This is a genomic window from Methylobacterium phyllostachyos, from assembly GCF_900103445.1.
GTDB lineage: Bacteria > Pseudomonadota > Alphaproteobacteria > Rhizobiales > Beijerinckiaceae > Methylobacterium > Methylobacterium phyllostachyos.
In genome coordinates, this window is sequence record NZ_FNHS01000003.1 from 60,514 (window position 1) to 82,619 (window position 22,106).

At 68.2% G+C, this 22,106-nt stretch carries 21 protein-coding genes; 9 read left to right on the top strand and 12 right to left on the bottom strand.

Translation table 11 applies throughout. The annotated features are described in order from the left end of the window. Positions 1-6 precede the first annotated feature (6 nt). The 4 genes from BLQ49_RS05445 to BLQ49_RS05460 all read right to left on the bottom strand — a co-directional run bounded on the left by BLQ49_RS05445 (position 7) and on the right by BLQ49_RS05460 (position 6,152). A complete protein-coding gene (locus BLQ49_RS05445; RefSeq protein ID WP_091714012.1) occupies positions 7-825 on the bottom strand; it encodes a phosphoadenosine phosphosulfate reductase family protein in 819 nt (272 codons plus the stop codon). 4 nt (positions 826-829) lie between these two features. Further along, complete coding sequence (locus BLQ49_RS05450) at positions 830-3,943, bottom strand: hypothetical protein (RefSeq protein WP_143012208.1); 3,114 nt, start codon at positions 3,941-3,943, stop codon at positions 830-832. Positions 3,944-4,038: 95 nt separating this feature from the next. Beyond that, entirely contained in the window at positions 4,039-4,947 is a 909-nt protein-coding gene (locus tag BLQ49_RS05455; RefSeq protein WP_091714015.1) for a DUF4007 family protein, read from the bottom strand. Continuing rightward, positions 4,941-6,152, bottom strand: coding sequence for a cysteine desulfurase family protein (locus BLQ49_RS05460; RefSeq protein WP_143012209.1), 1,212 nt, complete (start codon positions 6,150-6,152; stop codon positions 4,941-4,943). Before BLQ49_RS05460 ends, BLQ49_RS05455 begins: the two co-directional genes overlap by 7 nt. A gap of 518 nt (positions 6,153-6,670) precedes the next feature. Between BLQ49_RS05460 and BLQ49_RS05465 the strand changes: the two genes are divergently transcribed. The 7 genes from BLQ49_RS05465 (at position 6,671) to BLQ49_RS05495 (ending at position 13,872) form a co-directional block, all read left to right on the top strand. After that, positions 6,671-7,285, top strand: a complete 615-nt coding sequence (locus BLQ49_RS05465; RefSeq protein WP_193375331.1) for a 2,3-bisphosphoglycerate-dependent phosphoglycerate mutase — start codon at positions 6,671-6,673, stop codon at positions 7,283-7,285. 183 nt (positions 7,286-7,468) lie between these two features. Continuing rightward, positions 7,469-8,530 (top strand): YeiH family protein, encoded by a 1,062-nt coding sequence (locus BLQ49_RS05470; protein WP_091714018.1) that lies wholly within the window; start codon positions 7,469-7,471, stop codon positions 8,528-8,530. A 101-nt stretch (positions 8,531-8,631) separates the two neighbouring features. Then, on the top strand, positions 8,632-9,771 hold the full coding sequence (locus BLQ49_RS05475; RefSeq protein WP_007557758.1) for an adenylate/guanylate cyclase domain-containing protein: 1,140 nt from the start codon (positions 8,632-8,634) through the stop codon (positions 9,769-9,771). Between the two features lie 196 nt (positions 9,772-9,967). Next, positions 9,968-11,191, top strand: coding sequence for a molybdopterin-dependent oxidoreductase (locus BLQ49_RS05480; RefSeq protein ID WP_007557757.1), 1,224 nt, complete (start codon positions 9,968-9,970; stop codon positions 11,189-11,191). An 11-nt stretch (positions 11,192-11,202) separates the two neighbouring features. Continuing rightward, positions 11,203-11,541: a c-type cytochrome gene (locus BLQ49_RS05485; protein ID WP_007557755.1), complete on the top strand. Its 339-nt coding sequence runs from the start codon at positions 11,203-11,205 to the stop codon at positions 11,539-11,541. A gap of 183 nt (positions 11,542-11,724) precedes the next feature. Further along, a complete protein-coding gene (locus BLQ49_RS05490) occupies positions 11,725-12,708 on the top strand; it encodes a beta-propeller fold lactonase family protein (protein ID WP_007557753.1) in 984 nt (327 codons plus the stop codon). A gap of 78 nt (positions 12,709-12,786) precedes the next feature. Next, positions 12,787-13,872, top strand: coding sequence for a sulfite oxidase (locus BLQ49_RS05495; RefSeq protein ID WP_007557751.1), 1,086 nt, complete (start codon positions 12,787-12,789; stop codon positions 13,870-13,872). Between the two features lie 3 nt (positions 13,873-13,875). Here BLQ49_RS05495 and BLQ49_RS05500 read toward each other — a convergent pair whose 3' ends face one another. Genes BLQ49_RS05500 through BLQ49_RS05520 form a run of 5 tightly spaced genes read right to left on the bottom strand, consistent with a single transcriptional unit; the run spans position 13,876 to position 16,873 of the window. Beyond that, complete coding sequence (locus BLQ49_RS05500) at positions 13,876-14,247, bottom strand: YidH family protein (protein ID WP_007557749.1); 372 nt, start codon at positions 14,245-14,247, stop codon at positions 13,876-13,878. Beyond that, a complete protein-coding gene (locus BLQ49_RS05505) occupies positions 14,244-15,134 on the bottom strand; it encodes a LysR family transcriptional regulator (protein ID WP_091714021.1) in 891 nt (296 codons plus the stop codon). Before BLQ49_RS05505 ends, BLQ49_RS05500 begins: the two co-directional genes overlap by 4 nt. Continuing rightward, complete coding sequence (locus tag BLQ49_RS05510) at positions 15,131-15,940, bottom strand: anti-sigma factor family protein (RefSeq protein WP_007557745.1); 810 nt, start codon at positions 15,938-15,940, stop codon at positions 15,131-15,133. The genes BLQ49_RS05505 and BLQ49_RS05510 overlap by 4 nt, the downstream gene beginning before the upstream one ends. Next, a complete protein-coding gene (locus tag BLQ49_RS05515; protein WP_007557743.1) occupies positions 15,937-16,446 on the bottom strand; it encodes an RNA polymerase sigma factor in 510 nt (169 codons plus the stop codon). The genes BLQ49_RS05510 and BLQ49_RS05515 overlap by 4 nt, the downstream gene beginning before the upstream one ends. 43 nt (positions 16,447-16,489) lie before the next feature. Next, positions 16,490-16,873, bottom strand: a complete 384-nt coding sequence (locus BLQ49_RS05520) for a COG4315 family predicted lipoprotein (protein WP_007557741.1) — start codon at positions 16,871-16,873, stop codon at positions 16,490-16,492. Between the two features lie 181 nt (positions 16,874-17,054). Here BLQ49_RS05520 and copM point away from each other — a divergent pair, with 181 nt between their 5' ends. Together copM and BLQ49_RS05530 are read left to right on the top strand one after the other, a co-directional pair. Continuing rightward, complete coding sequence (gene copM / locus BLQ49_RS05525) at positions 17,055-17,507, top strand: CopM family metallochaperone (protein WP_091714023.1); 453 nt, start codon at positions 17,055-17,057, stop codon at positions 17,505-17,507. Then, entirely contained in the window at positions 17,504-18,940 is a 1,437-nt protein-coding gene (locus BLQ49_RS05530; RefSeq protein WP_091714024.1) for a YncE family protein, read from the top strand. Before copM ends, BLQ49_RS05530 begins: the two co-directional genes overlap by 4 nt. A gap of 289 nt (positions 18,941-19,229) precedes the next feature. On the opposite strand, the gene BLQ49_RS05535 is transcribed toward BLQ49_RS05530, so the two are convergent. From BLQ49_RS05535 to BLQ49_RS05545, 3 genes are read right to left on the bottom strand one after another with little or no spacing between them, the layout of a single operon-like run. After that, on the bottom strand, positions 19,230-20,393 hold the full coding sequence (locus BLQ49_RS05535; protein ID WP_091714501.1) for an MFS transporter: 1,164 nt from the start codon (positions 20,391-20,393) through the stop codon (positions 19,230-19,232). After that, positions 20,390-21,724: an NAD(P)-binding protein gene (locus BLQ49_RS29530; protein WP_167627638.1), complete on the bottom strand. Its 1,335-nt coding sequence runs from the start codon at positions 21,722-21,724 to the stop codon at positions 20,390-20,392. Before BLQ49_RS29530 ends, BLQ49_RS05535 begins: the two co-directional genes overlap by 4 nt. 48 nt (positions 21,725-21,772) lie before the next feature. Then, positions 21,773-22,087, bottom strand: a complete 315-nt coding sequence (locus BLQ49_RS05545) for an ArsR/SmtB family transcription factor (RefSeq protein WP_020093900.1) — start codon at positions 22,085-22,087, stop codon at positions 21,773-21,775. Positions 22,088-22,106 lie beyond the last annotated feature (19 nt).

Consider the following 22,106-nt stretch of genomic DNA (forward strand, 5'->3'; position numbering starts at 1 on the left):
CGCACGTCAGAGGTGGCAGATGGCGCAGCCGTCGGCGTCGGCCTTGGGCTTCAGCGTGCGCCTGGGCATGCGCGAGACGTCGTCCAGGGTCCTTCCGTCGACCCAGGTGAACTTCTTGCCGTTCTTGACGACCTCGTACTCCTTGGCCCGCTCGAACAGGGCCGGATGCCGTTCGCGAAGGCCCTGCCACTCGCCGATCTGCTGGTAGAAGCAGAAGAAGCACCCGCTGCGGCTGCGCCACTCGTAGTATCCCGGGAAGCCCAGCCCGGACGCCTCCAGGATGTTCTGGACGTCGGCCAGGGTAATGCCGTCGTCCTTGAACGGGTAGACCGGCGTGATGTTCGGCTGCTCCGACATGACGACGGGCTTCGTCCCCGTCCCGAGGTAACCGGCACGGTTCTCGTCCCCGCGGATCGCGATGTAGGAGTAGGCGCGGGCCGAGCCTATGTGCCGCTCGAACGGCGCGATCTTCAGGATGCGCGTGCACCAGCGGGAGCGAGGGCCCGGAAGGAAGCCCGCGAAGTGCTCGTACAGGGCCACGTCGAACGCGGACCGGCCGGGCTTGTGGCCGACATCGAACAGGTCGAGGGCCGAGACGCGGGTGACCTCGACGCCCAAGACATGCTGCAGGCGGTCGAAATATTCGTAGGTCTCGGGCAGCTCCGCGCCGGTGTCGGCGAAGACATACTCGAAGGGCAGGTGCGGGTAGTGCTGCGACAGGTAGACCGCGAGCGCGGTCGAGTCCTTGCCACCGGACAGGGGAACCACGTGCCGCGCCTCGTGGTCCGCTGCCGCCTCGTCGACCGTCGCCGGCTGGACGCTCATGGATCTATGCTTTCCGACGGAGTGCGAGGACGTTTCGTTCTGCGGAGCCGGTGTCACCCCACTTTTCGAGGAGGCCTTCCAGGTTCCTGATCCTGGCCTCGACGACCGGCCGGAGCGAGGCCGGCGGATCATGCGCGTCGAGAGCCGCGTCCTCGATGCGGGATTTTGCCTCCCGAAGCGTGGCCCGGAACTGGTCGACTGTGGCATCGCCCCATTGGTCGAGGCCCTTCTGGAGGAGCACCGAGCTCATGGTGCGGGCCAGACTCTGCGGCGAGAACCGCCCGTTGGAGGTCTCCCGCGCGGTGCGCAGGATCGCCTTGTCGGTGACGCGGAGATCGGTCCTGGCGAGCAAGGCGTCGACGCTGAAGCAGTTCACCCAGTCACGAACCCCGTCGACGGGGTCGCATCCCGGGCCGTTCAAGCTCAGGGTGTCCGACAGGGCCGTCACGGCCTCTGCGGTGTAACCGTCGACCAAGCCGTCCACCTCGTTGCGAAGGCTTTCGAGCCGGCGGATGATCGCGTGACGACCATCCCCGCTGCCGACGCCAGCTCTGCCCAGTCTCGTGAAGCCGCCGAGCAGGAGATCGAGGGGGTCGGTCATGGCGGCGGTGAGCCGAACGAGCTCACGCGCTCCCTCGCTCAGCCTCAGCGTCCTCCTTGCCGCGTCCGGCACGGATGAACGCCACAGGCAGACGGCATCGAAGGCGAAGCGCGCCAACTCCCTGCCTGGCTCAGGCCTACGGTGCGAGAAGACGTAGGCCACCTCTTCGAGGTATTCGGCCGTCGACGCCCCCTGGTCCACGACGGTGACGGCGAATGGACCCGGATCCTCGAAGATCTGCTCGATGTCGAAGCCCAGGATGTCGGGCAGGTATTGCCCGTCCCGTGTCAGGGCCACCGCACGCGCGAACCTTACGTACCCGGCGGTGGCGATGATCGGGATGAGCCCCTTTGGCAGACCGTGAGGCGCTCCCGCGAGCAGGCCGACTAGCTCAGTCACGGGCTTGGGAGCAGGCGCCGCCGTCCCGAAGAAGGTGCCGATCTTGCGCCAGACAGCGGCGAGATGCCGGTCAGGCAGCTCTTCCGCGTCGGCGAAGCGGCCGCCATCGCCCTCGGTCCTGTAAAGGCCGGACTTCTCAAGGACTGTCCGGAAAATCGAACTTTCGGCGCTACGGTCCTCGGGAGCGTAACCGAGATGGGGACGCCCGACCCGTTCGAGCGTGTTGCGCATCACCCTGACGCGAGCCGTCCTCATCTGCCGCGATATGCGGTCGCGCACGATGCCGTCGTTCGAGATCCGGGGGGTCTCCTCGAACCACTTGTCCATCAAGATGGACGCAACGACCGACGCGGGCCTGTCCGACGTGACGTCGAGCGGCTGCCCGCCATGGTACCATTTCGTGCCATGTGGGCGGGGATCGACGAGCCGGCGAACGAGCGTATCGAGATGCGTCCTCGCGACGTTCAGGAGTTCGTCGAGCTCCGAAGCGACGTGAGGGTCCATCGACACGAAGGCCACGTCTTCACGCAGCGCTTCGAGAGACAGGATCTCCAAGGCGGCCTCGCGCAACTCGCATGGCTCGTCCGGGACGACGAACACGGTCCTGCCCTTCTGTGAGGCAGCGCCCTGGACGACCTTTCGGGCGGCGACGAGATCCTCGACGCTCTCCGCCAGCACGTAGACGACGCGGCCATCCTCGTCGTCCGCCGGAAGGGCCTCAGCCGGAAGATCGCCCTTGCAGGCGGCGAGCTCCCGGGCCGTCAGGAAGAGTCCCTTGAGATGGCGGGTGACGCCAAGCCTCACGTTGTGCGACACGGGCCGCACGAATGGCGCCACCATCCGGGACCGTACGTACTCCGAGAGGTCGAAGGTCTCGGAACGGCGTTCCCGCTCTTCCCGGACCCGGCCGGAGACGTCGACGTCTGTGCCGTGCCAGACGGACACGTCGTCGTTCTTCTTCCGCCAGAGGAGAAGGGACCTGCCGATTAGAGCCTCTACGGCCGAAGTCACCGCCGCGGGAACCGTCCCGCGGCACCGCAGGGCGAGCTCAAGCGTCGAGCGACGCAACCTTCGCCGCTCGCCGTCACGACCCAGCTGAAGGATGCACGTAGCGGCCAGAACCTCTCGCTCAAGCTCGTCCTGCGCCCGTGCGCGAGCGCTTTCCGTCTCGATCCAGCGGCGATAGGTGCCGCCGATGCCCACGTCCGACCTCATCGCGTCCGAGAACGCCGAGTAGATCTCCTCGAAGCCGATGGGCCTTCCGACCTCGCGCTCGGCCAGGAAGCCGAACAGGCTGCGTTCGTTCTGCCCCACCCGTGCGACGAGGGACGGCAACGCGTGGAGCGCCCCCGCGGTGACCGGCCATGCCTTCCGGACCAGCTCCGCGACACGACGCTCGTCGCGCTCGCCGCCGAACCAGCCAGCCTCGATGGCGTCTGCCGCAACAGTGGCTGCCTCGTAGGGCATCGAGACGTCGTCGCCCTCCTCCGCGATCACCTCGGCCAGCAGCTCGAAGATCTCGAAGCTGTCCTCAAGGAAGCGGATGGGCGTGAAGCGCCCCTCGACCTTGCGCCACTCGTTACGGGAGGACTGGTTCAGCCTTCCCGCATAGCTGAGCAGGTTCTGGTGCATGAGCACGGTGAGGCTTGCCGTCGGTCGCGACGCCCGAGCCGCCCATTCCGCCAGGGTCTGGATATGGTCGAGCTCACGCGACCGGCCGTGATCGACGAGGCTCTCCAGGTGGCGACCGAACTCGTCCCAGACGATGGCGACGTGATCGATCCCCGGCTTGCGCGCGATGGCCGTCAGCAGCTTGTCGAGCGTACGGTACTCGCCCTCGATGTCGGCCTGGTCCGCGATCTCCTTGATCAAGTGGTCGACGAAGCCGGAGAGAGCGATGACGAGCCCGGCACCCTTCGCGCTCAGCCGGATGGACGCACGGTCAGCCAAGGAGCGGTCGACGGTGCCCAGCCGTTCCAGGAGAGGGCGAACGATCCCCCGCGCCTCGGCGTCGTTCCTGACCACGAGCGCCCCGACGCCGGCGGCGAGGGATTTCCCACTTCCGTAGGCGGCGACCACCATGGACACCCCCCCGGGCCTCGCCACGGCGTCGATCACCGAAGCGGATTTCCGGGTTGGGCGGTAGTGGGCGAGCCTTTGCGGCTCCGTCAGGTCGTCACGGAGCCTGATCGAGCGGAGAAACGTGGCAGATCTCATTTCACCAGCCCCAGGCGACGATAATGGTCCTTGAGCCAGTGGACCGGCGCCTTGGCCGGCAAGAGCAGATGCCGTTCGGCGCCGAGGAGCTCGGTCCTCACCCCTTGCTTCCAATAGGTGTCGCAGGCGGCCTCGACGGCTGCGTCCAGGCTTTCGAAGCCAAGGCAGAGCAGCCGACCGGGACCTTTTGGCCTGCGGGCAAGCTCCTCAAGCGAGAGCGATCCCTTTCCGAGGACGCTCGCGAGCTTAGAGGCCGCGGCAAGGAAGGCTTCCGGAGGTAGCCTGAAGGGCGCACGCACGCGCTCGAACCGGTGCACCTGGTCGTGCCGCAGAATCAGGCCGAGCTCCCTGAGTGGCGATGCGACCCCGTCCTCGGGATCGGCGGTCTCGGCGGCCATGGGGGCCGCGTACGCTGCGAGAAGGCACGCCACGTCCTTCTGCGCGACCGCCGGGGTGGCCGGGTTCTGTGCCTTTTCTCGGGTATGGCGCAGGAAAGCGTCGACGCATGCATTGCGGTCGAAGTGGCGCTCTTCGAACTCGTTGAAGAACCACGACCAGACGGTCCCGGGCGCAGAGCAAAGCTCCATGTGCAGGAACCACCACGTCGCAGGGTACTCAAGGTAGCGGTCATGCCGCCAGACGAGTGCGCCCAGGTCTGTCAACCGCTGTCGTTCGGTAGCGCCGGCGGCACGCTCCTGCGTCTGGACCAAGCCCATGGCCTCGACCCAGAACTGGAGCGACTGGATCATCTTGCTGCCGAGGCCGAGCTCGTCCGCGGTCTCAAGCGAGGCATCGAGGCCGCCTTGCTCTTCGACCTGATACGCCGCCTTCGTCAGCCAGCCATACCGGACCGCGAAGGTCTCGTGCCTGCCGTACCGGTAACGAACGGTCGCCGGGCTCACCATGACATGCGGCCCTGCATGGACTTGGCGGTCGTTGCGACGACCTCGGCCGCCCGCAACGCTTCTTCCTCGGTGTTCATGATCGAGAACGAGAACCTTACACTCTCGTTGGCGTGCCGGTCCGGCAACCCCATCGCCAGGAGGACGTGAGAGGGCTGCGGCCTGCCGCTCGAACAGGCGCTTCCCTGCGAGCAACGTATTCCTGCGTCGTCGAGCTGGGCGACGAGCGCGCCCCCGTCGACGCCGCGGAACCGGATGTTGGAAGTATTGGGCACGCGCGCGACGCCTGATCCGTTGATCTCGGTGTCAGGCATCATCTCTTTAACGGCGGATTCGAAGAGGTTCCTCAGGAACAAAAGCCTGGACGCATGAATGTCGAGGCGCCCCGCCCGTTCGCTTGCCGCGGATCCGAAGCCGGCGGCGAGTTGGACCGGCTCCGTTCCGGGGCGGAGGCCTGCCTGATGGTCCCCCCCGAACATCAGCGGCGGAGGGACTTTTTCATCCCGATCCCGCATGATCAGGGCACCGATGCCCTGCGGCCCATGCATCTTGTGTGCGGTCACTGAGATCGCGTCGACGTCCACCGCCGTAAGGTTGACGGGCACCCTCCCCAGGGCCTGCACCGCATCGGAGTGGAAGAACGTCTCGCGCGCCAGTCGCACCTCGCGCGCAATCTCCGCCAACGCCTGGACGATGCCGGTCTCGCTATTGGCCCACTGGATAGACACGACGAGGCGTTCCCGCGCGGTGCCCGCCTCGACGCGCACCGCGTCAGGATCGACCAAGCCGTTCCCGTCGACGGGCAAGATGCGTACGTCGCAACCACGGCGTCGTGCCTGCTCAGCCGGTCGCAAGACCGAAGCATGCTCTACCGATGAAACAAGCAGGGTTGTCTCCTCATCGCAGTGGATCGGCCCGAGAACGATGTTGTTCGCCTCCGTCGCCCCCGACGTGAAGCAGACGCCTTCTGGGTAACAGCCCCCGACGAGAAGCGTGATGGCATCCCTAGCGGCGATGCCTAGGTCACGCGCCTGGACGCCCCTTCCGTGCACGCTCGCCGAGTTGAGTGGCCCCGCTGCCATGGCTGTCACAACAGTTGCCACCACTCCGGGTGATGGCTGCGTGGTGGCGTTCGAGTCGAGAAAGATTTCGGCGGTTGAGGTAACCGACGCCTCTGCTAACCCCGGCATGCGTGCAATCAGGTTCACGGTGGCACAACCCGCTTGGTAGCAGGGAATTTTGGGGCCGCCGTAGACCCGTCTCCCGTTTCCGTGAACGATACGAGGGTCGCCAACCGGTCACAATGCCGCTGAGTTACGGAGCGGTTGGATTTACAACCCAGTGGCGAAACGACCACAGCCTGGGTAGTAACCCCTCGCGGATGGCGCGGATCCAGTGGGGACGCCCAGGCGCCCGTTTCCGCAAATGGGGACGATGCTAGGCTTGCCGTCCCCAAGCAGCCCGGACCGGACGCTTTTGGCCAGTTCTGAGTACGCTGACTTCCGCTGATGAACGGCCGGATCGGGTGGGAAGCAGCTTGGCTGCTTTCGGTCGCAAGACGTTCTAAAGCGGACCTAGGATGAATCGCCGTCTCCGGATGGACGGTCCAACCCATCTCAGGGTCGAAGTTCGTAAAAGCCGGATGCCGTTTTCATCAGAGGCGATGCGACCGACGCGAAAGTGCGTTGCCTTGGGAGACAGAGTGATTCACGATCGCAAAGCCCCAATCACGCGACGTCTCGTGCTGGTCCGGCATGGCCAGAGCGTAGCCAACCGATCCGGTCTGTTCACGGGATTGCTGGACTCGCCCTTGACCGAGCAGGGTCGGATAGAAGCCGTGGCAGCCGGGCGGCGTTTGGCCGAGCGCAGCTGGCGCTTTTCCGATGCCTTCACCTCGACGCTGACGCGGGCCGTCGTGAGCGGCCGGCTTATCCTCGATACGCTCGGGCAACCCGGATTAATCCCTCAACGCTTCGCCGCGCTCGACGAGCGAGACTACGGCGACCTCAGCGGGCTCGACAAGACCGCCGCCGATGCGCGCTGGGGGGCGGAGCGGATCGAGACCTGGCGGCGCTCCTACGCCGAGGCGCCGCCGAACGGTGAGAGCCTGCGCGATACCGTCGCCCGCATCGTGCCATGCTACCTCCGATCCATCCTACCGGCGGTCATGGGCGGGGACGTGCTCGTCGTCGCCCACGGTAATTGCCTGCGGGCGCTCGTTATGGCGCTCGACGACCTCAGCCCGGCGGAGGTCGAGCAACTCGAACTCGCGACGGGCTCCGTCAGGATCTATGAGTTTGCTGCGGACACGACGATCGAGGCCCGCTGGATCGACGGTTGAATCCGCCTGTAGGCCCCCAAGAATGGGTCGCCTCACGCTTCGAAGGGATCCCCATTTGATCTAATTAAGTGATGGGAATTATCTAATCATTCCGTTGGAGTGAATGAAAGGGAAGTGGGATTCTCCGGCATCACATCGGAGCCACCCATGTCCGCCCCCAGACTTGTCTCCCACCCTCGATCGATGCGTGCCCTGGCCGGCACGAGAGCCATCCTTCCAGGACTGGGCCTCTGCGTGGCAGTTACCGCCGCAGCGGTCGGCTTCGAAGCCGTCGAGACGCACCTGTTCGGTCGCGCTTGGCTCGAAGCCCTGGTGCTGGCGATCCTCCTCGGGAGCGCGATCCGCACCGCCTGGACCCCGTCGCAGCGTTTCTTTCCCGGCATCGCCTTCGGGGCCAAGACCGTGCTGGAGATCGCGGTCGTAATGCTAGGCGCGTCGCTCAGCCTCGCGACGATCCTCGCCGCCGGCCCGGGCCTGCTCTTCGGCATCGCGGGCGTCGTCGTGGTCGCGATCCTGTCGAGCTACGGCATCGGCCGGGCGCTCGGACTGCATTCGCGCATGGCGATCCTCGTCGCCTGCGGCAACTCGATCTGCGGCAACTCGGCGATCGCCGCCACCGCCCCGGTGATCGGCGCCGACGGCGAGGACGTCGCCGCCTCCATCGCCTTCACCGCGGTGCTGGGCGTGCTGGTGGTGCTCGGCCTGCCGCTGCTGGTGCCGCTGCTCGGCCTGTCGCCGATGCAGTACGGCGTGCTCGCCGGCCTCACCGTCTACGCCGTGCCGCAGGTCCTCGCCGCCACCGCGCCGGTCGCGGCGCTCAGCGTCCAGGTCGGAACCCTGGTGAAGCTCGTCCGGGTGCTGATGCTCGGGCCGGTCGTTCTGATGCTCTCCCTCGGCGCGAGCCGGCTGCGCGAGGAGACCGACGAGGCCGCCCCCGGCGTCACAACCGGCGACCGCCCGGCCCCCGGCGGCCTCGCGATCCACCGCCTGGTGCCGTGGTTCATCCTCGCCTTCCTGGCGCTCGCGGGACTCCGCTCGGCCGGGCTGATCCCGCAAGTCGCGCTCGCGCCGATGTCGGAGACCGCCAACGTGCTGACCGTAGTCTCGATGGCGGCACTCGGCCTCGGGGTCGACGTGCGCAGCGTCGCCAAGGCCGGGGCGCGGGTGACCCTCGCTGTGGTCGTCTCGCTCCTTGCCCTCGGCGCCGTCAGCCTCGGCCTGATCCATGTGCTCGGCCTCGTCTGATCCGCGCTATGGCATCGATCCGACCCCTTGATGGAAGAATTGCCGTGACACGTTCGTCCCAATCTTCATCCGAGGCAGTCGCGCAGGCGACGGGATGGTTGATGGGGCCGGGTCGCGAAGCGGTGGACGCGGCAGCCCTTCTCGATGGGTTCAGTGCGTGCCTCTCGGGGCTCGGCCTGCCGCTGGCCCGCGCCACCACCCACGCGCCGACCCTGCATCCGTCGTTCCGGTGGGTGATGCGCGTCTGGCATCCAGGAACGTCGAGCCTAGCCCTGCGTCGCCGCCACGGCATCGAGGGCACGCCGACCTTCCACGGCAACACCGTCGAGCACGTGGTCGAGACGCGGACCCCACTCCAATGCCGTCTCGACGGGGATGGGCCGCTGCCGTTTCCCGTGCTTGGCGAGCTTCGCAACGAGGGTCTGACCGACTACCTCATCGCGCCGCTGCACGCCGCGCGTGGACGCATGGGTGCCGCCTCCTGGGCCACGGCGAGACCGGGCGGCTTCACGCCGATCGAGATCGAGACGTTGCTAGCGCTGGTCGAGCCGTTCTCGCTGCTGTTCGAAATCAAGGCGCTCGACGACATGCTTGGCGCGGTCCTGAGCGCCTATGTCGGGCGCGACCCGGCGCGGCAAATCCTGGCCGGCACAGTGCGGCGCGGCGACGTACGCCTCATGCGGGCCGCGATGATGCTGACCGATCTGCGCGGGTTCGGTGAACTGTCCGACCGGCAAAGCCCCGACCATGTCGTGGCCGCCCTCAACCGGATGTTCGATGCCATCGTGCCGGCCGTCGAGGCGGAAGGCGGCGAGGTGCTAAAGTATATTGGTGACGGGCTGTTGGCCGTGTTCGATGCCGATCGCGACGAGGCCGAGGCGCGCCGTGCCGCCTTGCGTGCCGCCGAGGCCGCACTCGATGCGCTTGCGACCCTGCGCGACGGTGACAGGGCTGCCTTTGAGGTCGGCGTCGCACTTCATGTTGGGGAGGTCGCCTACGGCAATATCGGCGGCGGCGACCGGGTCGACTTCACGGCGATCGGCCGCGATCTCAACGTGCTCGCTCGCGTCGAGCGCCTGTGCAAGACCTACGACACGCCGCTGATCGCCACCGACACCTTCCTCCACGGCCTGGCGCATGCCCTCGAACCGCTCGGCATTGTCGCCCTTCGCGGTTTCGCCGAGCGTCACGCCTTGTTCGGGTGTCGCAGGACCGCGCCTGTCGAAGCACCGGCGGTCTGACGTCGAGACGATATCTGGCACCACCGGCGCGGAGATCCAAAATTCTCAAATCATCGCATTGGGAGATCGTTCGCATCGCGAAAGACCGTTGGTGGGAATTAAACGCATCCCGTAGCATCTCCCTAGTCGCAAGGAATCGCCACGGGTCCGGTGCCCTCGAACGCATCGACGCCGACGAACTTTGAAGGGAGAGACGATGCACGGATTGGAAAGACCGACGAACCGCCGCCTCCTGTTGGGCGGGCTCGGGCTCGGCAGCCTTGCCGCCGCGATGCCGGCCTGGGCCGCGGGCTCGGTGAAGCTGCCGCTACCCGGCGGCCCGGATGTGCGGGATCTCACGACGGCCTTTCCCGGCAAGGGCGAGATGATCCTCCAGCGTACCCATCCGCCGCTGCTGGAGACGCCGTTTGCGGTGTTCGATGAGGGCGTGTTCACCCCCAACGACCGCTTCTACGTGCGCTGGCACTGGGCCTCGATCCCAACCGAGGTTGATGCCGGCACCTTCCGTCTCAAGGTCCACGGTCATGTCGAGAAGGAGCTCTCGCTCTCCCTCGATGCCATCGCCGGCCTGCCGCGCTTCGAGATCGCCGCGGTCAACCAGTGCTCGGGCAACTCCCGCGGGCTGTTCGAGCCGCGGGTTCCCGGCGCGCAATGGGCCAACGGCTCGATGGGAAACGCCCGCTGGACCGGGGTGCGCCTCAAGGACGTGCTCGAAAAGGCCGGGGTGAAGGCCGGTGCCGTGCAGGTGCGCTTCAGCGGCCTCGATGAGCCGGTCGTGGACGACGCGCCGGACTTCAAGAAGTCGCTCGATCTCGACCACGCCAACGACGGTGAGGTGATGATCGCCTACGCGATGAACGGCGAGCAATTGCCGCTTCTCAACGGCTTCCCGCTTCGCCTCGTGGTGCCGGGCTGGTACTCGACCTACTGGGTCAAGATGTTGTCGGAGATCGAGGTGCTGGACAAGCCCGACGACCAGTACTGGATGAAGACCGCCTACCGCATCCCGGACGTGCCGGGCGCCAACATCAAGCCCGGCCAGACCGGCTTCAAGACGGTGCCGATCAACAAGATGGTACCGCGCTCGTTCGTCACCAACCTGCAGGATGGCGCCAAGGTGACGGCCGGCGCGCCGGTGGCGTTGCGCGGCATCGCTTTCGGCGGCGATTGCGGGGTGAAGGCGGTCGACTTCTCCGGCGACGGCGGCGCGACGTGGTTTCCAGCACAGCTCGGCGCGGACGAGGGCCCCTACAGCTTCCGCCGCTTCGAGGGCAGCCTGCCGGCGTTGGCCGCCGGCACCCACACGGTGAAGGTCCGCTGCACCAACACCAACGGCGTCGCGCAGCCCACGGACCGGGTCTGGAACGGGGCCGGCTTCATGCAGAACGGTATAGAAACCGTGTCCTTCCAGGCCGCTTGAGGAGAACAGCCATGACCCCGATCCGCTCTGCAGCCCTCAGCGTCGCGCTCATACTGTCTCCCCTGGTGGCGCTCGCCGCCCCGGCTCCCGAGCCGATGCGCTTCACCTCGCAATCGATCGAGATGCCGACCTCCGACCGGATCTTCCCCGACGGGCCCGGGGCCGAGGCGGTCAACAACAACTGCCTCGCCTGCCATTCGGCCGGGATGGTGTTGACCCAGCCCAAGCTCACGAAGGCGCAGTGGACCGAGACCGTGAACAAGATGGTCCACATCTACAAGGCTCCGGTCGATCAGGCCGACGTGCAGACCATCGTCGACTACCTCACGGCGTTGAAGCCGACCCCCTGAACTCCCGAATCCCGAGGCCGCCGCGTTTTTTCGCCGGCCTCGGGGAATAGACCGCCCTCGCTGGCATCTCCTTAAGGCGATGCATGGCCGGACCGGTCCCGCACGACGCAATCCGATTTCGAACCCGCCCGCACGGCTGGCCCCGGCCGCCGAACGAGCGCGCATGCCCAAGAGACCCGCTTCATGACCCATATCCGCACCAGTCTCCGCGCCTTCCTCGCCGGAGCTGCCTTGCTTCTCGCCCAGGGCCAGCCCGGGTCCGCCGCTGGTTTCGACGGCGCGATCAAGAACAACGCCTTGGCGCTGAACGCTGCCGGGACCGTCGCCGCTGTATCGAACAGCGAGGAGAGCGCCGTCGTCGTCTACGACGTCGCCAAGGGCACGGTGCTGCGCCGCCTCGACGGCTTCGTCACGCCGCGCAACATCGTGTTCGCGCCGGACGGCGCCCGCTTCTACGTCTCCGACAGCGGCACCGGCCGGATCACGGTCTACGAGACCGCCACCGGCAAGGAAGCCGGCGTTCTCGCCGCCGGGCCCGGGGTCTTCGGCACCGTGCTCTCGGCCGACGGGGGCAAGCTCTACGTCAACAACGAGGCCGCGAGCACGCTGACCGTGTTCGACACCAAGACTATGCTGGCAGATGCCGTGATTCCCGGCTTCGCGCAGCCGCGCCAGGGCGTGAAGCTGTCGCCCGACGGCAAGACCGTGTTCGTGACGAACTTCCTCGGCGACAAAATCACGTTGGTCGATACCGCCACCAACAAGATCACCGGCGAGATCGCTGGGTTCGACAAGCTGCGCGCCATCTCGATCACCAAGGACGGCAAGACGCTGTTTGCCGCCAACAGCGGCCGCAATACCATCGGCGTGGTCGATATCGCCGCCCGCAAAGTCACCTCCGAGGTGGAGGTGGGCAAGGACCCCTACGGAGCCGCACTGACACCGGACGGTCGCTTCGTCTATTCCGGCAACCTCAAGGACAACTCACTCTCAGTGATCGACACCGGCACCCTCAAGGTCGTCGCCACGGTGACCGGCCTGAACGAGCCGCGCCAAGCGATCGCGTTCTCGGCCGACAACGCCCGCGCCTACGTCCTCAACCGCGATCTCAGCGTCGCCGTGGTCGATCGCGCGAAGAATGCGGTGGTCTCGACAATGAAGCCCTGAGGCGACGCGCGCCGGGGGCCTTATCGCCCCCGGCGCGTTCTCGTCGTCGACATGTCAAGTACGCAGGACAAAGACCCCATGCTCCGCCTGTTCCAGCGCAAGGACCGCCTCATCGTCCACGGAAAGGCGCCCTACAACGCCGAGCCGCCGCTCGATCGCCTGCGGGCGGCGTTCCTCACCGAACAGGCCGACTTCTACGTCCGCAGCCACGGCGACATCCCGGACCTCGACGCCGACAGCTACCGCCTGACGGTAGATGGCATGGTCACCATGCCGCTCGAACTCTCCCTCGCGGAACTCAAGGCGCGCTTTGCGCACGCCACCGTCACGGCGGTGATGCAATGCGCCGGCAACAGACGGGCCGACATGCTGGCGGTGGCGCCGGTCTCCGGTGACCCGTGGGCGCCCGGTGCCATCGGCAACGCGGAATGGACCGGCGTGCGGCTCGCCGAGGTGCTGCGCGCGGCCGGCATCGATGCAGATGAAGAGCGCTACGTCGCCTTCGAGAGCCACGACCGGATCGCGGACACGGACACGCGCTTCGGCGCCTCGATCCCTCTCGCCAAGGCGCTGGCGCCCGAGACGCTGCTTGCCTTCGCGATGAACGGCGAGCCTCTCGCCCCCGAGCACGGCCATCCGTTGCGCGTGGTGGTGCCGGGATTTGCCGGCATCCGCAGCCCGAAATGGCTCGCCCGGATCACGGTGCAGGACCGGCCCTCCGACAACCCGATGCAGGCCGACGACTACAAGCTGTTTCCGCCCGACGTGACGGCCGAGACCGCGGACCCCGCCCACGGCATCACCATCGAGGCGATGCCGCTCAACAGCGCGATCTGCGAGCCCGCCCGCGGCGCGGCGTTGAAGGCCGGCCGGCACGCGATCCGCGGCTATGCCATCGCCAGCGACCGCGCGGTCGCCCGCGTCGACGTCTCGACGGATGGCGGCCGCAGCTGGGCGCAGGCCCGGATCGACCGCGATGCCGACGCGCCCTACGCGTGGACATTCTGGGAGATCGAGCGCGAGCTGACGGCCGGCGAGCACGAACTTGCGGTGCGGGCCTGGGACTCCGCCGGCCAGACCCAGCCGGCCGCCCCCGACGACACCTGGAACTACAAGGGCTACCTTAGCGCCGCATGGCACCGGGTGCGGGTCACCGTGGCCTGATCATCACGCCCAGAGCAAGGCGGTGGCCGCGAGGCCCGAGATCGCGATCAGCAAGGCCGCGATCCCGATGGTGAGGATGCGCGGCATCATCGGGATCTCGGCATGGGCGAGACGCGCCCGGATCGCCCGGTCCCGCCATGCGGCGCCGGCGAACGAGGCAAGCGCGCAGCCGATCAACGTGAGCGACAGCACCTTCAGCGGCCAGACCGCCAGCACCTCCCGCAGGAAGCGCTGCGCGGCCAAGCCGACGCCCAGAAAGGCGAGCCCGGTTCGAAGCCACGCCACGAACGTACGCTCGGCTGCCAGCACCGTCCGGTCCTCGGCGAGCCTCACCCGCGGGTCGTCGGGGGGCACTGGTTTCGCGGGCTCGCTCATTTGATGTTCGCCGTCGCGATCAGGTCGAGAAGCGCGTCGGCGGCCCGGCTGCGGTAGCGCTCCTTGTGGCGCAGCACCCGGAACGGCCGGCTCGGTAAGTCGAACGCCGCCCGCACCAGGGTCCCGGTTCGAAGCGCTGCGGCGACCACGGTCTCGGACAGGACGGCGGCCCCGCCCCCGGCCTCGACGGCGGCGCGCACTGCCTCGTTCGAGGGCAGTTCGAGCATGACCCGGAGCTGGGCCGCGGCAAGGCCGGCCGCACCCAGGGTCGCCTCGAAGGCCGAGCGGGTTCCCGATCCCGCTTCGCGCAGCACCCAGTCGGCCCCGGCGAGGTCTTCGGGTGCGAGTGCAGCCGCCCCGGCGAAGGGATGGTTTGGGGCGACCACGAGGACGAGTTTGTCCTGGGCGATGGTCGTGCTTGCGAGCGTCGAATCGTCCAGCGCCCCCTCGACGAAGCCGAGTTCGGCCTGCCCCGCGCGCACCGCGTCGGCGGCGTCGGTGGTGTTGCCCACCGCCAACCGGATAGCGATCTCAGGGTAGGCCCGGCGGAAGGCGACGAGGTGGCGAGGCAGCCAGTCGCTGGCGATGGTCTGGCTGGCAAAAAGCGCCAGCGTCCCGCGTCGTAGGCCGCTGAGGTCGGCGAGCACAAGTTCGGCGGCCTCGGCCCGGGCGAGCACGGCGCGGGCCTCGACGAGGAACACGCGCCCTGCTTCGGTCAGCTCGATCCCGCGGCCAACCCGGTGAAACAGCTTCGTCGCGTGCCGCCCCTCGATGTTGGCGATCGCCGTGCTGACCGCCGACTGGACGAGGTTCAGCGCCTCGGCGGCCCGCGTCACGTGCTGTCGCTCGGCCACCGCCACGAAGATGCGAAGCTGATCGAGGGTCATGGCTGCCGACGATCCGGCGCGAGGCCGCGGACGTGCGCATCGACCGCCTGCGCGACGGAGAGCAGCCGGGCCTCGTCGGTGCGGCCGGTGACGACGTATGACATGCCACCATCGACCCAGGAGAAGGCAGCGATGTCGCCCTCGCGGGCGAAGCGGAAGAGCGTGCGGCCGTCGCCGTCACCGACGCGGCTGTAGAGCGTCAGCCGGGTGCCGCGGTCGTCGTCGTACATCAACATCGCCGCGGGCTCGGTGCCGGCCGGCAACAGGCGCCCGCCCATCAGCCGGAAGCCCTGCGCCGAGAGGTCGGGGGCCGCGACCGCGTGACCGAGACGCTTCGAGAGCCACGTCACGAGGTGGGGCTTCTCGTCGGCGCGCACCTCCACCGGATGCACCGCCTCGACCACGAAGGTGCGGAAGGCTGCGACCGCGTCCTGCGTCGCCGGTGCCTCCGCCACCGCCGCCGCCGCGGGCACACCGTGCAGGGCATGGCCAACCCAGCCGCCGGCACTGCCGAGCGCGAGGCAGAGCACGGCCGCAGCCGCCATGGGGAACCAGCGTGCGCCAGGGTACAGGTGTCGCGAGCGGATGTTGGCCACCCGCAGTCGCGCCGGGATCGCCTCCTCGGCGATCGGCGCGAGGCGGGCGCGCAGGCGCTCGCGCAGAACTCGGTCCGTCGAGACTTCAGCCGCACGCGCGGGGTTCCCCACGAGCCACGCCTCGACCAGCGCCTGCCGCTCCGGTTCAAGGCGGCCGTCGATCAGGCCGTGCAGATCGTCCTCGCCGACCGGGCGCGGATCCCCGCTCATTTAACCCTCCTCAGCAGGCCTGTCCGGCCCGTCTCCACAAATCCGCGCATCCGCGTGCGCGCCCGGCTCAATCGTGACATCACCGTGCCGAGCGGCACCCCGAGCACCTGTGCCGCTTCGGCATAGGACAGGTCCTCCACCGCCACGAGGAGCAACACCGAGCGCTGCTCCTCGGGCAGGGTGTCGAGCCCGGCGAGTACGTCACGGGCTCCCAAAGCTGCCCCCGGGTCGGCGCTCGGATCGGGCACCTGCTCCAACGCTTCCGCGCCGAGATCGGCGCCGCGCCGGCCCCGGCGTCGGACGGCGGCGAGGAACAGGTTGCGCTCGATCGTGAACAACCACGCCCGCAGGTCGCCGTCGCGGCGACGCCCGGACCAGGCGGACAATGCCCGCTCCAGGGTGTCCTGGACGAGGTCGTCCGCCGCTTCGCGATCCCGAAGAAGCGCGACCGCGTAGCGCCGCAGGGCCGGGATCTGCGGTTCGATCAGGGGGGCGATCTCGTCCAACGACGTGTCCCAATCAGAGGGAGCCGATCCGGGCATTCACCGATCAGGGCTTTGCGATGTGCCACGCACCGTTGAGGAAGCCGTCACCGGTGGTGTCGCCCGGCTTGGTGTCCTTGGCGAAGGTGTAGAGCGGCTTGCCCTTGTAGGCCCACTGCATCGTGCCGTCGTCCCGGGTCACCGTCGTCCAATCGCCGGAGGCCGCCGATCCGGAGGCAGCCGTCAGGGCCGGCCAGTTGGCGGCGCAGGGGCCGTTGCACATCGACTTGCCGCCCATGTCCTTGTCAAAGGTGTAGAGGGTCATGCTCTTGGCATCCACGAGCGCCGGCCCCTTGGCGGTCTCGGCCGTCATGGCGGGCGCGGCGGCCTGGGCGGCCACGGCGGAGAAGGCGATAGCCGCGAAGGCGGTGCGGATCAGCAGATTGCGCATGGGTGAAGTCTCCCGCGGTCGAGCATGACCGCATCGGGAGGGATGCGAAACGGGCGCCTTTATTCCGCTGACACACGAAAAAAGGCGATCCCATCGGCGCGAACGCTTTTTCGGCCCCGCCGCGGAATAAAGCCGGTCCTCTGGCATCCCTTCCATTGATACCGGATCGCAAGGAGGCCGCATGCGCGGAGCACTGGGATTTGCCGTGACGGCGGCGCTGATGGCGAGCGGCCTCGTCGGCGGCCGGATGATGATGCGCCCGACGCTGGCCGCCAGCGAGCCTCCGGCCGCGTCGTCAACGTCGTTCGACGCGATGATGGCGCAGTCGATGACGCGGATGCACGCCGACATGATGGTCCCGCCCTCGGGCGATCCCGACCGCGATTTCGCCGCGATGATGATCCCCCACCACGAGGGCGCGATCGCGATGGCCAAGGCGGAGCTGCTCTACGGCAAGGATCCGGTCCTGCGTCGCCTCGCGCAGGGAATCGTCGTCGAGCAGGGCCAGGAGATCGATGTGATGCGCCGTGCGCTCGCCAGTCTTCCTAAAGCGCCGCAGCCATCGACTGGTGCGGCCCATTCCCACGACCACAGTGCAGCCCCCGCCGCCATGCCCTCGGAGACCCGCCGATGAAGACCGCCCTGACTATCCTCGCCCTCGCGCTGCTCTCCGGCCCGGCGCTCGCCGGGCAGGCCCCGGGCGCAGCTTCCGCCCCGGACGTGCCGGTTAGCGGCAAGGATCGGTTCTACACCTCCGACCAGTTCTCCAACACGGTCTCGGTGGTCGATCCCGCCGCCAACACCCTGCTCGGGGTGATCCGGCTCGGCGACCCGACGCCGATGAACCTGAGCCCGCTCTATCGCGGGCAGCTTCTGGTTCACGGCATGGGCTTCTCGCCGGACCACAGGACCCTGCTCGCGGTCTCGATCGGTTCGAACTCCGTGAGCTTCATAGACACGGCGACCAACGCGGTCCGCCACACCGCCTATGTCGGCCGCTCGCCGCACGAAGCCTTCTTCACGCCGGACGGCCGAGAGGTTTGGGTGAGCGTGCGCGGCGAGGACCATATCGCGGTGCTCGATGCCGCCACCGCCAAGGAGAGCCGCCGGATCACCGTACCGAACGGGCCCGGCATGACGATCTTCTCGCCGGACGGCGCCTACGGCTACGTCTGCTCCAGCTTCAGCCCCGAGACCGTCGTCATCGACACCAAGACCCACACCATCGTCGGCCGCGTGAAGCAAGAGAGCCCGTTCTGCCCCGACATCGCCGCGACGCCGGACGGCAAGCAGGTGTGGTTCACCCTTAAGGATGTCGGCCGCACCCAAGTGTTTTCGGCGCGTCCGCCCTTCGCGCCGCTGAAGACGATCGAGACCGGGCCGATCACCAACCACGTCAACATCGTCTCGACCAAGGCCGGCCAGTTCGCCTACGTGACGATCGGCGGCCTGAACCAGCTCAAGGTGTTCCGCACCGACGACTTCTCTCAGGTCGCCACCATCGCGACCGGCGCCCTGCCGCACGGGCTCTGGCCCTCGGGCGACGGCAGCCGCGTCTATGTCGGCCTGGAGAACGCCGACATGGCGGCGGTGATCGACACGGCGTCGAACACGGTGATCGCTGAGGTGCCGATCGGGCAGGGTCCGCAGGGCGTCGCCTACGTCCCGAACGCCGTGCCGGAGGGCGACGGAAAGCAGAACCTCCAGCCGCTGGGTGCTGCCGGCAAGACCAGCGCGCTGACGCTCACCGGTTCCGATGACAAGCCGGCGACGCAGGTCACCCTGTTCGACCAAGGCGTGCTGCAAACGCTACAGGCCGCGGTCACAGGACTGCCCGCGAAAATGCCCTTCGTGCTGGCGCTCGCCGCCAATCCGAAGGGAGCGACCGGCCTGGAGCCGCTCGCCGCCTTCATGACCAACCCGGCCGGCGCGGCCATCGTCAACGCGATCGGCCCGATCCGACAGGTCACCCGCACGGATGCCGGCGCTAGCCGGCGCTACCTCGTGGTGGTCTCGGGCAAGCCCGGTGAACTCGGCAGTGTCGTCCAGATGCAGACTGTGGATTGATCGAGTGGGGGGCGCTAGTTCGGAAGGCGAACACTCATAAGAGTACCTTGGCGGCGCGAGCCCAGTTTCGATGTCTGCTTTCGAGAACGACGTCGGACTGCTTCTACGGCGCAGTTGGGTCGGTAGCCGCATGACCGCTTCGGGTGAGGTATTGGGGAAGCGGACGTTCCACTGGCGACCCAACCCGGACCAACAGAGCGGTATTGGCCCCTCCCGTAAGCGGTCGTACGCTGATCGCCGCGGGAAGGTTCGAACCAGGGGTCGAGAAGAGCGATGCGGTGAGATCAGGCTACCGTGAACGCCACAGAGCCCCTACGAGGCCGACGTTGGCTAGGCCCAGCGCAAGCAGGATCCACCACAGGGCATCCGGGCTTGCGTGGGTCAGGACGAACGCGCCGGCCGGCGGGGCGAGCGCCTGCGCGACTAGACCCGGCCGCGCCAAGCGCCCGACGACCAGCGGGTAGCGTGCGGGTCCGAACAGGGCCAGAGGCACCGTTCCCCGGGCGATCGAGTAGATCCCGTTGCCGCCGCCGTAGAGGACGAGCCAGACCCCGACGCCGGGCAGGCCCAGGGCGAGCAGCACCAGGCCGAGGGCGACCAGCGCCAGGGCCGCGGTTAGGGTCCAGAGCGGGTGGTGGCGGCCCTTGAACGACATCTCCACGATGCGGGCGCCGACCTGCGCCGGGCCGATCAGCGCCCCGTAGGACACCGCCGACGCAAGCGCGACGCCCCGCGCCTGCAGGAGCGTCAGCAGGTGGACCGACACCAACGACATGATCGCGCCGCCGAGGATCAGCACCCCCGCGAACAGGAGGAACGCACGCCGCTCCGGCGCGGATAGCGGTCCGGTGTCGGCCTGGCGATGCCCCGTGCCAGCCGGCAGCGCCTGGGCCTTCGGGATCAGCAGGAGCACAAGCGGCAGGGTGACCGTGAGGTGCAGGCCTGCGTAGGCCAGGCAGGCCCCCCGCCAGCCGACATGCGCGACCAGGAACGCGGAGAGCGGCCAGCACACGGTGCTGGCGAACCCGCCCCACAGGGTCAGCGTCGTGATCGCCGGCCGCGCCTCCGCGCCGTAGAGCCGGCCGAGGGTCGCGAAGGCCGGGTCATACAGCCCGCAGCCCATGCCAAGGCCGAGGAGCAGCCAGCCGGCGAGGTAGACCGGCAGAACGGGCGCGAGGGCCAGCGTGGTGAGCCCGACCGTCAGCAGAAGCGCGGCCATCGCCAGGACGGGGCGACCGCCGTGGCGATGGATCGCCGCCCCGACGTGCGGCGAGGCGAACGCGGCGACCAGCAGGCCGAGCGATAGCCCACCGACCACCCAGGCCAGGGACCAGCCGGTGCCGTCCGCCACCGGCCCGGCGAGCACCGCCGGCAGGTAGAACGAGGACCCCCAGGCGAGGATCTCGATCACCCCCAGGGCGGAGATCACCGGCCAGCGTCGACCCTCGCTCACGCCGCCTGCCCGCAGCAGGACGCCGTCCGAGGATCGGGGGCCGGCTCGCCACAACAGCCATATTCCCTGCGCGACGTCGAGCACACGCCCGTTTCCGGGAGGGTCAACTGCACGGCATCGGCGGCGGCCAAATCGCCGTCCAGCGCAGCCACGATCGAGCGCACCTGCTCGTAGCCCGTCATCATCAGAAACGTCGGCGCACGGCCGTAGCTCTTGATGCCGGCCGTGTAGAACCCCGGTTCGGGGTGCGCGAGCTCGCGATGGCCGTGAGGATAGACCGTTCCGCATGAATGCAGGTTCGGATCGATCAGCGGCGCGAGCGCGCGGGCGCCCTCAAGCCAAGGATCAAGGTCGAGGCGGAGGTCCCGGGTGAGCGCCAGATCGGGCCGCTGGCCGGTCGCGGCCACAAGGTTGTCGACCGGGCCGAGCACGCGTGGCCCGCAGCACGTCTCGCCTTCGACCAAAAGCTTCCCCCCTTCGGGCTTCACCCCCGTCACCGCGAACCCCTTGGTCAGTCGGACGCGGCCGCCCTCGACGAGGGCGCGCAGGTTGCTGCCGAGCGCGCCACGCGCGGCGAGTTTGTCGTTCGCGCCCCCGCCGTAAAGCCGCGTCAGATCCGAGCCGCGGGTCGCCCACAGGATTACGGTGCCCTCGGCATCCTCGGCCAGCCGGGCGAGGTCCAGCAGCACGTTGGCCGCCGAATGCCCCCCTCCGACGACGAGCGTCGTCTTGCCGGCATAGACGCCCCGTTCCCGTTCCAGGACATCCGGGACGCGGTAGGTGATCCGATCCTCCAAGTCGGCTTCGCCCGCGGCGGGAAGGCCGTTGGCCCCGGCAGGGTTCGGGCTCGCCCAAGTCCCGGAGGCGTCGATCACCGCGCGGGCGAGGTCGCGCCTCGCTCGGCCTTGCCCATCCGTCGCCGCGAGCACGAAGGGCCGCGTCTCGCGGCCCCGGGAGATCACCTTATCGATGCCGTGGCGGCCGATGGCGTGGACGCGGACGCCGGTCTCGACAATGGCGGCCACCTCCGGTGCGGCGGCGAGGGGTGCGAGATAGGCCTCCACCAACTCATGCCCGGTCGGATAGCCATCCGCGGGCGGCTCCGACCACCCTGTCGCCAGCAGGATCCGCCGCGCCGCCGGGTCGATGTTGAACTCCCACGGCGAGAACAGCCGGACGTGGCCCCAGTCGCGTACGTTCGCGGCGACGGCCGCCCCCGCCTCGTAGACCTTTACGGGCAGGCCGCGTTCCAGGCAGTGCGCCGCGGTCGCCAGGCCCACGGGGCCGGCGCCGATCACCGCGACCGGCAGACGGGACAAGCTCTCGATCATCGCTTCCTCCATTATTTCCAGAAATATCGAATTAACGGACCGAAAAAATCAGGCGGCCGTGCTCGTGCCGACGCAGCCCGCGTCCGCGCAGCACTCATTCACGAGGAAGCCGACGAGATCGTTCATCGCGGGATAGACCGCCCGGCAGATGAGGGAGGTGGCGTGACGCTCCTGCGTGACCAAGCCGGTGAGGATCAGGCGGTGAAGGTGGTGGGACAGCGTCGAGGCCGCGATGCCCAGCCGGTCCTGAACCTGGCCCACCGGCAGGCCCGCATGACCCGCCCGGACCAGGGTCCGGTAGATGGCGAGGCGGGTCGGGTTGCCGAGGGCCTCAAGCTGCTTGGCGGCTTGTTCGAGGTTCATGGAAATAAGCTGGCCGATG

Bases quoted from the DNA above. Each gene is read 5' to 3' on its own strand.
- BLQ49_RS05445 (WP_091714012.1), bottom strand. From the start codon at position 825: ATGAGCGTCCAGCCGGCGACGGTCGACGAGGCGGCAGCGGACCACGAG.
- BLQ49_RS05455 (WP_091714015.1), bottom strand. From the start codon at position 4,947: ATGGTGAGCCCGGCGACCGTTCGTTACCGGTACGGCAGGCACGAGACC.
- BLQ49_RS05470 (WP_091714018.1), top strand. From the start codon at position 7,469: ATGCGTGCCCTGGCCGGCACGAGAGCCATCCTTCCAGGACTGGGCCTC.
- BLQ49_RS05475 (WP_007557758.1), top strand. From the start codon at position 8,632: ATGGGGCCGGGTCGCGAAGCGGTGGACGCGGCAGCCCTTCTCGATGGG.
- BLQ49_RS05480 (WP_007557757.1), top strand. From the start codon at position 9,968: ATGCACGGATTGGAAAGACCGACGAACCGCCGCCTCCTGTTGGGCGGG.
- BLQ49_RS05485 (WP_007557755.1), top strand. From the start codon at position 11,203: ATGACCCCGATCCGCTCTGCAGCCCTCAGCGTCGCGCTCATACTGTCT.
- BLQ49_RS05490 (WP_007557753.1), top strand. From the start codon at position 11,725: ATGACCCATATCCGCACCAGTCTCCGCGCCTTCCTCGCCGGAGCTGCC.
- BLQ49_RS05495 (WP_007557751.1), top strand. From the start codon at position 12,787: ATGCTCCGCCTGTTCCAGCGCAAGGACCGCCTCATCGTCCACGGAAAG.
- BLQ49_RS05500 (WP_007557749.1), bottom strand. From the start codon at position 14,247: ATGAGCGAGCCCGCGAAACCAGTGCCCCCCGACGACCCGCGGGTGAGG.
- BLQ49_RS05505 (WP_091714021.1), bottom strand. From the start codon at position 15,134: ATGACCCTCGATCAGCTTCGCATCTTCGTGGCGGTGGCCGAGCGACAG.
- BLQ49_RS05510 (WP_007557745.1), bottom strand. From the start codon at position 15,940: ATGAGCGGGGATCCGCGCCCGGTCGGCGAGGACGATCTGCACGGCCTG.
- BLQ49_RS05520 (WP_007557741.1), bottom strand. From the start codon at position 16,873: ATGCGCAATCTGCTGATCCGCACCGCCTTCGCGGCTATCGCCTTCTCC.
- copM (WP_091714023.1), top strand. From the start codon at position 17,055: ATGCGCGGAGCACTGGGATTTGCCGTGACGGCGGCGCTGATGGCGAGC.
- BLQ49_RS05530 (WP_091714024.1), top strand. From the start codon at position 17,504: ATGAAGACCGCCCTGACTATCCTCGCCCTCGCGCTGCTCTCCGGCCCG.
- BLQ49_RS29530 (WP_167627638.1), bottom strand. From the start codon at position 21,724: ATGATCGAGAGCTTGTCCCGTCTGCCGGTCGCGGTGATCGGCGCCGGC.
- BLQ49_RS05545 (WP_020093900.1), bottom strand. From the start codon at position 22,087: ATGAACCTCGAACAAGCCGCCAAGCAGCTTGAGGCCCTCGGCAACCCG.